Origin of the sequence: Solwaraspora sp. WMMD1047, from assembly GCF_029626155.1 — a bacterium.
Lineage (GTDB): Bacteria > Actinomycetota > Actinomycetes > Mycobacteriales > Micromonosporaceae > WMMD1047.
On the sequence record NZ_JARUBL010000001.1, the window covers coordinates 2732828 to 2744841 of the forward strand.

Genomic DNA, 12014 nt, shown 5'->3' on the forward strand with positions numbered 1-12014 from the left:
GTCCATGATCATCTGACGAAAAAGGTCGCTGTCGGGGCTCCGGGCGACCTTTTCCATCAGATGATCATGGACCAGCGGGGCGGGTCCGGCGGATGGTGTCGCGCAGCCGGAGCGCGCTCCGCTTCGGCGTCCGCCGCTGGGTGTCGTCGTCGACTCGGACGATGCGGCCGTCGAGCACCCGCGAGACGGTGGTCTTGCTGACCCCGGCTCGGGCGGCCGCATCGGCGATGGTGATCGGCGCGACGCTCCTCCCGAGGTGTCGTCAGCTTTCGTCGATCAACTGCTGGTCTTTGTCAACGTTTTGTTGACCAGATCGCCCGGAGCCTGACACCCTGGCGGACATGACGCCGTCGGCCCACGCCACCGGACCCGAGTCTGTCGGTGCCGCCTCGCACCCGCCCCGCGCGCAGGCCGAGCACCGGGCGCTACGGCGACACCGCGAGCTGCTGGCGGTCCTCGCCGAACCGGGACCGCGGGCCACCCGACCGCTGGACGCACTGGGCGAGCTGGCCGCGCTCCGGACCCACCTGGACCGGGTCGAGCGACAGCTGATCCACCAGGCCCGGGACCGGGGCGCGAGCTGGGCGCGGATCGCGACCGCGCTGGGCCTGGCCAGCCGACAGGCCGCCGAGCAGCGGCTGCTGCGACTCACCGCCGCCTCCGGCGGCGTCCCCGGCCCGGATCGCGAGCCGGGGCCGGTGCGGGCGGCCCGCCGCCACCAGCGGACCCTCGACGCCCGGGCCGGCCGGATCGTCGGCGACCTGCGCGCCGCGGTGCTGGCGGCCGGCCGGCGGATCGACGCCGACCCGGGTCGCGCCGGTCGGCACCCCCGGACCGGGTTGGCCCGGGCCACCCTCGCCCTGGCCGGCGACGCCCCGCCCGGGGCGCTGGTGGACCTGGCGACCCTGGCGGTGCGGGACCTGGACGGCGTGCCGCCCGAGCTGCTTCGGCCGGCGCTCCGGAAGGCGGTCGACCGGCTGCGGCGGGCATTGGTCGCCGCGACGCCGAAGGCAGATCCCGGGTCGACCGTGGGTTGACGCCGAGGCCGGTGGTCCCGGAGCATGTGAGTCCCCTCGACTCAACTCTGCGGGAGGCCGGCGTGCGGGGCGCCCTCAACCGTTACCGGGACCGGAACGTGGTCCTGTTCGTTGCCATCTCGCTGCTCTCCGGATTCGGCGGCACGGCCATGGCCCTGGTCGCCGGGGTGTGGACCAGGGAACTCACCGGTTCGAACAGCCTCGCCGCGCTGGTCGGATTCTGCCTGTACCTGCCGGCCGCCCTGGGACCGCTGCTCGGCGCCGTGGTCGACCGCCTGCCCCGCCGGGCCCTGTTGATCGGGGTCAACCTGTCGACCGCCGCCGCCCTGCTGATCCTGCTGGCCGTCACCGCCCGGCGGTGGTGGCTCATTCTCGTGGTGATGCTGGCGTACGGCGTGAGCCATGTGGTGCGCGCCGCCGCCGAGTCGGCCCTGTTGCCGGCCGTGCTGCCGGCCGAGGTGCTCGGCGACGTGAACGGCGTGCGGACCTCCGCCGCGGAGGGGATGAAGCTGATCGCACCGTTGGCCGGCGCCGGGTTGTTCGCCTGGGGTGGCGGACCGCCGGTGACGATCCTGACCGCGGTCGTGCTGGCCACCGCGGCCGGCCTCTACGGCCTGGTCCGACCCCGCCCACCACGGCGGCCGCCCGGGGCCGACCCGGCCCGCGACGGCTCTGCCGGCCCGGATCGACCGGGCGGGTCGGATCGACCGGGCGGGTCGGATCGACCGGGCGGGTCGGATCGACCGGGCGGGTCGGATCGACCGGGCGGGTCGGATCGACCGGGCGGGTCGGATCGACCGGGCGGGTCGCGGCCGTCGGCGGCGCGGTGGGCGCAGCCCGGTGACGGGTTCCGGTTCCTGCGCGGCGATCCGGTGCTGCGGCGCGCGGTTTCGATCGGCGGGGTGGCGATCGCGATGTCCGGCCTGACCACCGCCGCGATGTACGCCGTCGTCACCGACGGCCTGCACCGGCCGGCCGCGTTCCTCGGCGTGCTCACCTCGGCCCAGGGCGCCGGATCGATCGTGGGCGGGCTGGTCGCCGGCCTGCTGCTGGCCCGGTTCGGCGCCGTCCGGGTCGGGGCGGCCGGCGCCCTGCTGGTGGCGGTCGCGTTCACCGCGTTCTGCGTACCGTGGTTGCCGGTCGCCGTCGGTGCCGCCGTGACCACCGGTCTCGGGCTGCCGTGGACGCTCGTGGCGGCGATGACGGCGGTCCAGATGCGCACCCCGCAACGGCTACTCGGGCGGGTCGCGGCCACCGCCGGAGCGGTCCTGTTCACGCCGCTGGTGGTCGCCATCCCGGTCGGAGCCGGTCTGGTGCTGGCCGACCGGCGGCTGCCCCTGCTCGTCGCCGCGGCCGGCTGCGCGTTCGCCGGGCTGCTGCCTCTGCTGCGGGACAGCGGACGCTGACCGTGCCGGCCACCGCCACCGGGCGACCGAGTGTCGAGGCCGGCTACGCGCACCCGCTGTCGTAGGCTGGTCGCCGCGACGAGCGCCGCCGGTGCGGGTCGCCGAGCGGGGCGACCGGGCCCGGGGATGGATCGGGACGCGATGGTGACTGCCGGGAACGACATGGGCCAGTGGCTGCGTCCGGTGCTCACCCGGGACGAGCACGCGGACCGGGCCGCCCGGGGCGAGGTGTTCGAACGAGCCGGCTGTGTCGTACAGCCCGGCCGCAAGCTCAGCCAGGTGGTGCAGCGCCGGCCCCCGGGGATCACCGCTCACCAGTGGAGTTCGGCGATCCGCGCGGAGCTGGACTTCGTGGTCTGCGCGGCGGCCGGATACGCGCCGACGTTCGCGGTGGTGCTGACCGACCCGGCCGGCCGGTCCGGCGACAGCGACCGGGTGGACCGGATGACGAACACGGTCTGCGAGGCGGTCGGCCTGGACCTGCTGCGCATCGAGTCCTCGGTGCTGCGCCGGGCCGGCCACGGCCGCCGGATCGTCGAGTACGTCATCGACGCCCGCGCCTTCCGCGACGCGGCGGAGCCGGCCGCGGCCGGCCGCCCCGGTCCCGGTGACCGGGTCGACCCGGACTGGCCGGACGACGCGCCGCCCGGCTATCGGGACATCGTCGGACGGCTGCCCGACGGCCGGCAGGGCTGCGTCAACGACCTGGGTGCGACGGCCCGGGCCGCCGCCGTCGAGGCGTACGTGGACCGGCGGGTGGCCGACCCGATCATCCGGGACCTGCACGTCGACTGGCGGGACGGCCCGTCGGAGGGCTGGGCCTGGCTGCGGGCCGGCGAGGACCGCTTCCTGTACGAGCGGGTCCGGCTCTGGCAGCACGGCTTCAGCTGCGGCGTCGCGCCGGCGCGGCTGGCCGCGGACCTGGCGGTGGCCGCGATCGGCGAACGGTTGCGCCACGAAGCCGACCGCGCCGACCTGACCGACCGCGCCGACCTGGCTCTGCCGGGCCGCGCCGACCTGGCCGGCGAGCTGGACCGGCTGCTGTCCCGGCGGGCCGATCTGGCCACCCCGTACGCCTTCGAACACGTCTCGTTCGACCCCGACGAGTAGTGCCGTCGTACCAGGTGGAAGCCCTCGCGATGGACCCGGCGCTGCGGGCGGCGGCGGAGGCCGCGCCCGGCTTCCTGCCGCCCGACGAGGGACTGGCGCTCTACGCCGCGGCGCTGGACGCGGCCCGGGCCGGTCCGCTGCTGGAGATCGGCAGCTACTGCGGCAAGTCGGCGATCTACCTGGCCGCGGCCGCCCGGCACCACGGCCGGGTGGTGATCACCGTGGACCACCACCGGGGCTCGGAGGAGCAGCAACCCGGCTGGCCGTACCATGATCCGGCCCTGGTCGACCCGGAGTGCGGGCTGATGGACACCCTGCCGGTGCTGCGCCGGACCCTGCGAGCGGCCGGGGTGGAGCAGGACGTGGTGGTGCTGGTCGCCCGGTCGGTGGTGGCCGCCGGGCTCTGGGCCACCCCGCTCGGGATGGTCTTCATCGACGGTGGGCACACCGACGAGGCGGCCTTCACCGACTACACCTGCTGGGCGCCGCACCTGGCACCCGGCGGTCTGCTCGCCATCCACGACGTCTTCGCCGACCCGGCCGACGGCGGGCAGGCGCCGTACCGGGTCTACCGCGCGGCGCTGGCCAGCGGCCGCTTCGTCGAGCTGCCCGGCACTGGCTCGCTACGCGTGCTGCGCCGGGCGGCGGTCGGTCGCCGGATCCACCCGGATACGGGCCGCCCGGCCCCGGACGCCGGCCGGTAGCCGGGCCGCGTCGAAGACCGCCGAGGTGGCGGGCTGGCCGGCCAGCGCCGCGTGGGCCAGCAGCACCGCGCCGGCGGTCCAGGTGGTCCGCTCGGCCGGCCAGAGCGTCCGGTCCGGATAGACGTAGCCGGTCCAGTACGAGCCGTCCGGGTGCCGGAGTCGGGCCACGTCGGCGAAGAGCCCGGCCGCCCGGTCGCGCTCGCCCAGGGCGCAGAGCGCCAGCACCAGCTCGCAGGTCTCCGCGCCGGTCACCCACGGCCGGTCGCTGACGCACCGGACCCCCAGCCCGGGTACGACGAACCGGTCCCACCCCGCGTCGATCCGGGCTCGCGCCGCCGCCCCGCGCACCGCACCGGAGAGCACCGGGTAGTACCAGTCCATCGCGTACCGCTCGCGGGGAGAGAACCGTTCGGGGTGGGCGGCGACGGCGTGCCCGAGCCGGCTCGCGGTCAGCTCCCAACCGGGCTGCGGCTCGGCGCGCCGGCCCGCCAGCTCCAGCGCGCAGCGCAGCGCGTGGTAGATGCTCGAACAGCCGGTCAGCAGCGCCTCGTCGGCGGCCGCCCCGGCGGCGTCGCGGGCCCAGACGATCTGGCCACCCGGCGCGCGCAGCGCCAGGACGAAGTCGACGGCGGCCCGCACCGCCGGCCACATCCGGTCGAGGAAGGCGTCGTCGCCGGTGCTGAGCAGGTGGTGCCGCAGCCCGACGCAGACGTACGCGGTGAAGTTGGACTCCCGGACCGGGTCGATCACCTCGGCGCCGCGGTATCCCCGGTACCACGAGCCGTCCGGGTTCTGGCTGCGGCGCAGCCACTCGTAGGCGGCCCGGGCGCGGTCGTGCCGGCCGGCCACGTCGAGCGCCATCGCGGCCTCGATGTGGTCCCAGGGGTCGGTGTGGCCGCCGGGGAACCAGGGGATCTGCCCGCTCGGCTCCTGCGCGGCGGCGATGGTGTCGGCGGTCCGCCCGACCGCGTCCAGGTCCAGCGGACCGGCGCCGGGCGGCTGCGGGCGCCTCATCCGGCCCGGTCCGGCTTGCGCAGGTAACTGACCAGACTCTTGCCGAGCAGCGGGTTGAGCGCCCGTTCCGGCCAGACCGTCCACCATGGCCGGTGGGTCAGGTCGTGCACCAGCAGCCGGTGGTAGAGGCGGGGCGCCGCGGCCCGGTCGTTGTCGACCCCGAACAGACACCGCATCCACCAGTACGGCGAGTGCAGCGCGTGAGCGTGGTGGCTGGCCGCCGGCACCAGCCCGGCGGCGCGCAGCCGGGCGCGCAGCTGGCCGCGCCGGTAGATCCGCACGTGCCCGCCCTCGACCCGGTGGTACGCCTCGCTCAACGCCCAGCAGATCCGCTCTGGCCACCAGCGCGGCACGGTGACCACGAGGGTGCCGCCGGGTCGCAGCACCCGCGCGGCCTCGGCGATCGCCGCCCGGTCCTCGGGCAGGTGTTCCAGGATCTCGGAGGCGATGACGACGTCGAACGCGCCGGTCGGGAACGGCAGCCGCAGCGCGTCGCCGCGCACCGCGACCGCCACGGCGCGGTCGTCCCCGCCGTCCTGGTTGGTGCCGCCGTCCTGGTTGGTGCCGCCGTCCTGGTTGGTGCTGCCGGCCTCGCCGGCCTCGCGCATCGCCCAGAACATCTTCCGGACGTCGGCCAGGTCGTTGGCGGACCGGTCCAGGGCGACCACCCGGGCACCCCGCCGGTAGCACTCGAACGCGTGCCGGCCCGCCCCGCAACCCAGGTCCAGCACCAGGTCGCCCGGCCGCAGCCGCAGCCGGGCGAAGTCGACGGTCAGCACGCCGCCGCCGCGATGGCCCGCCGGTAGACCCGGACGGTCCGCTCGGCGGCCACCCGCCAGGTGTAGTGGCGCAGCACCCGCGCCCGGCCGGCCGCGCCGAGCCGGTGCCGCAGCCCGGCGTCGTCGAGCAGCCGCCCGATCGCCACCGCCAGCGCGGCCACGTCGCCGGGTGGGACGAGCAGGGCGGCCTCGCCGTCCGGGCCGGCCACCTCGGGCAGCGCGCCACCGGTGGTGGCGACCACCGGCACCCCGCAGGACATCGCCTCGACCAGCGGCAGCGAGAAGCCCTCGAAGAGGGAGGGGACCACGGCCACCTCGGCCCGGCGCAGCTCGTCGACCAGGTCGGCGTGCGGGATCCGGCCGGTGAACCGGACGGCGTCGGCCAACCCGTACCGGTCGACGGCCGCGCGGACCGGTCCGCCGGCCCGGGCCGTACCGACCACCACCAGCTCCACCGGCCGCTCGGTGCGCAGCTTCGCGGTCGCCTCCACCAGCGGCAGCAGCCCCTTGAGCGGCACGTCGGCGCTGGCCGTGGTGACGATCCGGCCGGGCACCCGGGCCACGCCCGGGTCGGGTGCGAACAGGTCGGCGTCGGTGCCGATCGGCACCACCTCGATCCGGTCGGCCGGTACGCCGAGGTGCGCGACGATCTCCGCCCGGGACGCCTCGGAGACGGTGACCAGGTCGGTGATCCGGCGGACCACCCGCCGCTGCATCCGGGTGAAGCCGTACCAGCGGCGCAGGGTGACCCGGCGCAGCCCGGTGGCGGCGGCCAGGTCGAGGCGCCGGTCGATCTGCACCGGGTGGTGGACGGTGGCGACCAGTGGCAGGCCGTGCCGGGCCAGGTCCAGCAGGCCGTAGCCGAGTCCCTGGTTGTCGTGCACCACGTCGTAGCGGGACCGCCGGGCGGCCAGCAGCCGGCGGGCGCGCAGCGAGAAGGTGAGCGGCTCGGGGAAACCGGCCGTCATCATGGTCGCCACCTCCAGCAGGTCAACCCAGTCGCGGTACTCGCCCGGACCGGGCGTGCGGAACGGCTCCGGCTCCCGGTAGAGGTCGAGGCTGGGCACCCGGACCAGCCGGACACCCGGATCGAGGTCCGGGTACGGCTGACCGGCCAGCACGTCGACGTGGTGGCCCAGCCGGACCAGTTCCCGGCCGAGCTGCCGGACGTAGACGCCCTGCCCACCGCAGAACGGGTTGCCGCGGTAGCTGAGCAACGCGATCCGCAGTGGCCGGTCGGTCACCGGCGACGTCCCAGGTTGCTCATTCGGCGCTCTCCCCACGGGCGGTGGTTCGGGTCGCGCCGACGCGCCACCGGCCGGGCGACTTTGTCGGTGGCGCGGTGCGTCGGGCGCGATTCTCCGTACGCCGACCTTACGCTCTGTCTCATGCTCGACACGCTGAGGCAGGATTTTCGGCGGAACCGCGATCCGCTGGCCCGGCTCGTCCTGCTCATCTTCCGGTTCGGCCAGTGGACGGCCGAACAACGCACCATCGGGCGTCAGCTCGGCGTCCTGCCGTACAAGATTCTGAATCTGCTCGTGGTCCGGCTCGGCACCAACAGCGACCTGCCCCGGGAGCTGCGCTGCGGGCCGGGTCTGCGGCTGTTCCACCCATATGGCCTGGTCCTGCACGCCGGCGCCCGACTCGGTGCCGGCATCGATCTCTACCACCACGTCACGATCGGCCGGCGGGACTTCAGCGGTGAACCGGTGGTTGGCGACGAGGTGACCTTCGGTGCCGGGGCGGCCGTGCTGGGTCCGGTGGTGATCGGCCCCCGCGCGAAGATCGGCGCGGGGGCGCTGGTCCTCGACGACGTGCCGGCCGGCGGCACCGCCCTCGGCCGCCGGGCCGAGATCCGCCCACCGACCGGGGGAGCCGATCGGCCCGGTGCGGAGTCGACCAACCCACCTGCGGCGCCGGTCGACCGGCCACCTGTGGTGCCGGTCGACCGGGCCGAGTCGAGGTCGACCCGGCCCGCCGGCTGATCAGTCGGCGGGCAACCCGGGGGTGAACTGGGACCGGGCGGCCTCGGCCCCGGCGGTGATCTCCTCGGCGGTCGCGGTGCCGGACGATTCGACGGCGGCCGTCCAGGCCTCGATCGTCTGCTTGGAGTACTGCTGGACCTCTGTGGTGTTCTCCCAGGCGACCGGATCGTCGACGACCTCGCCGCGCAGGAACCGGCCGAGTCCGAGGAAGCCGATGTCCCAGCCCGGGCCGACGAAGAGGGCGCCCGCGCCGCTGCCGGCGAAGACGAGCGGAACGGTGTGCTCCAGCTCCAGGGTGGTCTCCTCGGCGGTGTCGGCGAACAGGCGCAGTTCGACCACGCTGGCCGGTCCGCCCCAGGTCGCCTTCAGTCGGGTGGGCGGGTCGCAGGTCAGGATCTCGCCGCCCGCGTTTCCTTCGAGCTGGAAGGTCCCACCGACCCGCAGGTCACCGCTGATCGGCAGGAACCAGCGGCGAAGGCGGTCGGGATCGGTCAGCGCGTCCCAGACGTCGTCGATGGGCGCGGGGTAGCGCCGCCGGAGCACCACGCCGATGCCCTCGCCGTCGGCGAGCTGCCGGTTGCCGACGGCGCGGTTGATGGCGTTCAGCTCGGTGATGATGTCGATCATTCCGCGGTCCTCTCACTGTTGTCTGCTGCCGGTCCGGTCCCGTCCGGTCCGGGTGGCGTCGACTCGATGCGCCGTTGCCGCCTGCCGCGTGCCAGTTCGGTGCCCAACGCGTCGAGCCGCTGGTCCCAGAACCGGCGGAACCGGTCCAGCCAGGCGTCCACCTCGTGCAGCGGGTCAGCGTTGACGGCGTAGAGGCGGCGGGTGCCGGCGGCACGGACGGTGGCGAACCCGCTGTCCCGCAGCACCCGCAGGTGTTGCGAGACAGCGGGTTGGGTGATCCCGAACTCGCGCTGGATGACGGCACAGATCGCTCCCGAGGCGTGTTCTCCCTCGGCGAGCAGTTCGAGGATCCGGCGGCGGACCGGATCCCCGAGAACATCGAACGCATGCACGAGCAGAAGATACAGCGCGTGCTTATATAAGACAAGGCTAAAAAATGAGACCGCCCCCAGCTGGGGGCGGTCTGCGGGGATCAGGTCGTCACTTCAGCCAACCCCACCGCTGCACCAGCGGCAACCGGGCCCAGGTCCGGCCAAGGCCGAGAGTGTGGCCGGCGCCGACCAGGGCGAGGCCCACGAGCACCGCGGCGTTGATCAGGTGCTCGTCCATGAAGGGGTTGTTCTCCGGGGGCAGCACCACGGTCCACATCAGCACGTAGAGCAGCGCGCCGGTGGCGGCGGCGACCCGCAGGCCGATGCCGAGCAGCAGGGCCACGCCGATGCCGGCCAGACCGATCATGAACAGCCAGTCGGCCCAGGCCGCGCCGGCAATGTTGTGGTAGAAGTCCGTGAACGGTCCGGTCGCGCCGTGCAGCAGGAAGCCCTCGGTCGGGTGCCCGCCGTTGATCCAGGCCGCTTCGGTCTCGGTGCCCCGACCCAACCCGAAGGTCTTGTCCAGGAACGCCCAGAGGAACGTCCAACCGAGGGCGATGCGGACGACCGCCCAGGTGTAGCGGGTGGCCTGCTGGCGGGTGGTCTCGCCGGTGGGCTGGGCGACCGCCGGAGCGGTCGCGGGGGCGGTAGGCCGCTCGATCATCGCGGTCATGGCTGCCACGTCCTTTCCTGGTTCCGGCTCCCGGTCGGGGGCCTAACTCCATTGGACGGGTGCGGTGCGGCTCCGGGTCAGGGCTGCCGGTCCGTACCTGCCGGGACCTTCGGCCTGTCCGCCACCGGGCCACCCGGCCGGGCGCCGGCCGCCGCGAGCCATACCGGTGGGTCGATCACCGTGTCGACCGCCCGTCGCGGAGTCGGCCAGCCGGGCTGGCCGTACCCGATCCGCATCACCATCTGCGGGGTGCCGGACCGGCCCAGTGCCAGCCGGAGCTGCTCCCGGGCGCTGGGCACCTCGATCGGTTGGGAGACCAGCGACACCGCCAACCCCGCGTCGGTGGCGGTGAGCAGCAGTCGCTGCAGCACCTGCCCGGCGGCGATCTGGTCGCCCGGGGTGTTGCCCGGGAAGCCGAGGACGGCGACCAGCGGTTCCGGTTCGAAGTCGCGGCCCGGGGCCCGCCGGCGGATGCCGAAGTCGCGCTGCGGGAGCAGGTCGTGCGGTTCGCCGAGCGGCCCGCCGGCGTCGGCCGGCACCCCGTCCGGCTCGGCGGTACGTCGGGTCCACGCGGCGAGTTCGGCCACGTAGGCCGGGTCGCGGCGCAGCACCCGGTGGGCGCTGCGGGCGACCGCCGCGACCGCCGCGACCGCCCCGGTGCCGATCACCATCTCCAGCCAGGCACCCTCGGCACGGGCCGTCTCGGCCAGCCGCCAGCGCAGGTCGGCGGGGACCGGGTCGGGCCAGAACGGCGCCCGGTTGCTGTACCGGCGCGGAATCGCCGCGTGCAGCGCCCGCTCGCCGGGCGTCGCCGGCCGCGGCCGGTCCGGGGTGAGCCGGGCCACCACGTCCGGGTCCGCCGGATCCGGACGCAGCCAGGCCCGCGCCGGCCGGCCGGCCACCGCCAGCGCCAGCCGCAGGTTGCCGACCGCCGCCCCGCAGGCGATCCGCGCGGCCCAGCCGGTGGGATCGCTGGCCGGCAGCCGCCGGGCCGGGTCGACGCGCACCTCGATGGCGCCGTCGCAGAGCCGGAACCGCCACGGCTGGCTGTTGTGCAGGGACGGCGCGCGGATCGCCGCGGCCACCGCGGCCCGCAACTGGGTGGGGTCGTATCCGGTCATCGGGTACGCGCGGTACCGCCGCCCGGCCGGGCGCCGCCGCCGCGCTCCCTCCCTTCGCCTGTGCTCGGACTTCTCCGCCGCCGGGTCCGCCCGCCGGCGGACCCACCTGGACCTGTACGACCACGGTGCGCCGCGGCCGCGCCACCTGGGCAGGGTCGTCGGCCCGGCCGGGGCGGGACCTTCGGCCCGTGCGCGACCCCTGCCGAACGGGTAGAAATGAGCAATGATCAGGGTCTTTCTGCTCGACGACCACGAGGTGGTCCGTCGCGGCCTCGCCGACCTGCTGCAGGCGGCCGGGGACATCGAGGTGATCGGGGAGTCCGGGTTGGCCCAGGAGGCCGCCCGTCGGATCCCCGCGCTCCGGCCGGACGTGGCGATCCTCGACGCCCGGTTGCCGGACGGCAACGGCATCGACGTCTGCCGGGACGTCCGCGCCGTCGACTCCTCGATCAAGGGACTGATCCTGACCTCGTACGAGGACGACGAGGCGCTGTTCGCGGCGATCATGGCCGGGGCCGCCGGTTACGTGCTCAAGCAGATCCGGGGCACCGACCTGGTGGACGCCGTCCGGCGGGTGGCGGCCGGCCAGTCGCTGCTCGACCCGGCGGTGACCCAGCGGGTGCTGGAGCGCATCCGCAGCGGCGTCGAGCAGCCCCGCGAGCTGCAGTCGCTCACCGAGCAGGAGCGCCGGATCCTGGAGTACGTCGCCGAAGGGCTGACCAACCGGGAGATCGCCGGGAAGATGTTCCTGGCCGAGAAGACGGTCAAGAACTACGTCTCCAGCGTGCTGGCCAAGCTCGGGCTGGAGCGGCGTACCCAGGCCGCGGTGATGGCGACCCGGCTGCTCGGTCCCCGCCCCGGCGCGCCGAATGCCTGAGCCGGGCGATCCCGCCGGGGAGGTGCTGCTGGTCGCCGTCGTCGAGATGGTGCCCGGCCAGGCGGCGGCGGGCCACCGCTACGAGGACCAGGTGTTGGCGCTGCTGGGCCGGCACGGCGGCTCGATCGAGCGCCGGATGCGCGGCACGGACTCGCCGACGGAGGTGCACGTGATCCGGTTCGGGTCCCGGGCCGGGCTGGAGTCGTTCCTGGCCGACCCGGACCGGCTGGCGCTGCGCGAGCAGGCCGGCGACGCCGCCCCCACCACCCGGGTGATCGAGGTACGCGACCGGTAGCGGGACCGGCCG

General features: G+C 75.0%; 14 protein-coding genes and 1 pseudogene. 7 read left to right on the plus strand and 8 right to left on the minus strand.

Going from position 1 to position 12014, the window contains the following annotated elements; translation table 11 throughout:
* Positions 1–64 precede the first annotated feature (64 nt).
* On the minus strand, positions 65–235 hold the full coding sequence (locus tag O7627_RS12550) for a LacI family DNA-binding transcriptional regulator (protein WP_347404707.1): 171 nt from the start codon (positions 233–235) through the stop codon (positions 65–67).
* 106 nt (positions 236–341) lie between these two features.
* Here O7627_RS12550 and O7627_RS12555 point away from each other — a divergent pair, with 106 nt between their 5' ends.
* The 4 genes from O7627_RS12555 (at position 342) to O7627_RS12570 (ending at position 4257) form a co-directional block, all read left to right on the plus strand.
* On the plus strand, positions 342–1037 hold the full coding sequence (locus O7627_RS12555) for a hypothetical protein (protein WP_278093679.1): 696 nt from the start codon (positions 342–344) through the stop codon (positions 1035–1037).
* A gap of 26 nt (positions 1038–1063) precedes the next feature.
* Positions 1064–2443: an MFS transporter gene (locus O7627_RS12560; RefSeq protein WP_278093680.1), complete on the plus strand. Its 1380-nt coding sequence runs from the start codon at positions 1064–1066 to the stop codon at positions 2441–2443.
* Positions 2444–2584: 141 nt separating this feature from the next.
* Positions 2585–3553, plus strand: a complete 969-nt coding sequence (locus O7627_RS12565) for a DUF2726 domain-containing protein (RefSeq protein ID WP_278093681.1) — start codon at positions 2585–2587, stop codon at positions 3551–3553.
* Between the two features lie 14 nt (positions 3554–3567).
* Positions 3568–4257, plus strand: coding sequence for a class I SAM-dependent methyltransferase (locus O7627_RS12570; protein WP_278093682.1), 690 nt, complete (start codon positions 3568–3570; stop codon positions 4255–4257).
* Here O7627_RS12570 and O7627_RS12575 read toward each other — a convergent pair.
* Genes O7627_RS12575 through O7627_RS12585 form a run of 3 tightly spaced genes read right to left on the minus strand, consistent with a single transcriptional unit; the run spans position 4177 to position 7294 of the window.
* Positions 4177–5271: a prenyltransferase gene (locus tag O7627_RS12575; protein ID WP_278093683.1), complete on the minus strand. Its 1095-nt coding sequence runs from the start codon at positions 5269–5271 to the stop codon at positions 4177–4179. The two genes, O7627_RS12570 and O7627_RS12575, sit on opposite strands and share 81 nt — an antisense overlap.
* Entirely contained in the window at positions 5268–6050 is a 783-nt protein-coding gene (locus O7627_RS12580; RefSeq protein WP_278093684.1) for a methyltransferase domain-containing protein, read from the minus strand. The genes O7627_RS12575 and O7627_RS12580 overlap by 4 nt, the downstream gene beginning before the upstream one ends.
* On the minus strand, positions 6044–7294 hold the full coding sequence (locus O7627_RS12585) for a glycosyltransferase family 4 protein (protein ID WP_278093685.1): 1251 nt from the start codon (positions 7292–7294) through the stop codon (positions 6044–6046). The genes O7627_RS12580 and O7627_RS12585 overlap by 7 nt, the downstream gene beginning before the upstream one ends.
* Positions 7295–7438: 144 nt before the next feature.
* On the opposite strand from O7627_RS12585, the gene O7627_RS12590 reads away from it, so the two are divergent.
* Positions 7439–8038, plus strand: a complete 600-nt coding sequence (locus O7627_RS12590) for a serine acetyltransferase (RefSeq protein WP_278093686.1) — start codon at positions 7439–7441, stop codon at positions 8036–8038.
* On the opposite strand, the gene O7627_RS12595 is transcribed toward O7627_RS12590, so the two are convergent.
* From O7627_RS12595 to O7627_RS12610, 4 genes and pseudogenes are all read right to left on the minus strand, one after another.
* Positions 8039–8665, minus strand: coding sequence for an SRPBCC family protein (locus O7627_RS12595; protein WP_278093687.1), 627 nt, complete (start codon positions 8663–8665; stop codon positions 8039–8041). It lies immediately after the preceding gene.
* The gene (locus O7627_RS12600) at positions 8662–9057 is read right to left on the minus strand and encodes a metalloregulator ArsR/SmtB family transcription factor (RefSeq protein ID WP_278093688.1); all 396 of its coding nucleotides are present in this window, start codon (positions 9055–9057) and stop codon (positions 8662–8664) included. The genes O7627_RS12595 and O7627_RS12600 overlap by 4 nt, the downstream gene beginning before the upstream one ends.
* Positions 9058–9145: 88 nt before the next feature.
* Positions 9146–9709, minus strand: coding sequence for a DoxX family membrane protein (locus O7627_RS12605; protein WP_278098260.1), 564 nt, complete (start codon positions 9707–9709; stop codon positions 9146–9148).
* A 170-nt stretch (positions 9710–9879) separates the two neighbouring features.
* A pseudogene (locus O7627_RS12610) lies at positions 9880–10830 on the minus strand (nitroreductase); the annotation flags it as partial.
* Positions 10831–11053: 223 nt separating this feature from the next.
* On the opposite strand from O7627_RS12610, the gene O7627_RS12615 reads away from it, so the two are divergent.
* Positions 11054–11707, plus strand: a complete 654-nt coding sequence (locus O7627_RS12615) for a response regulator transcription factor (protein ID WP_278093689.1) — start codon at positions 11054–11056, stop codon at positions 11705–11707.
* Entirely contained in the window at positions 11700–12002 is a 303-nt protein-coding gene (locus tag O7627_RS12620) for a hypothetical protein (protein ID WP_278093690.1), read from the plus strand. Before O7627_RS12615 ends, O7627_RS12620 begins: the two co-directional genes overlap by 8 nt.
* The last annotated feature ends 12 nt before the right edge of the window (positions 12003–12014 follow it).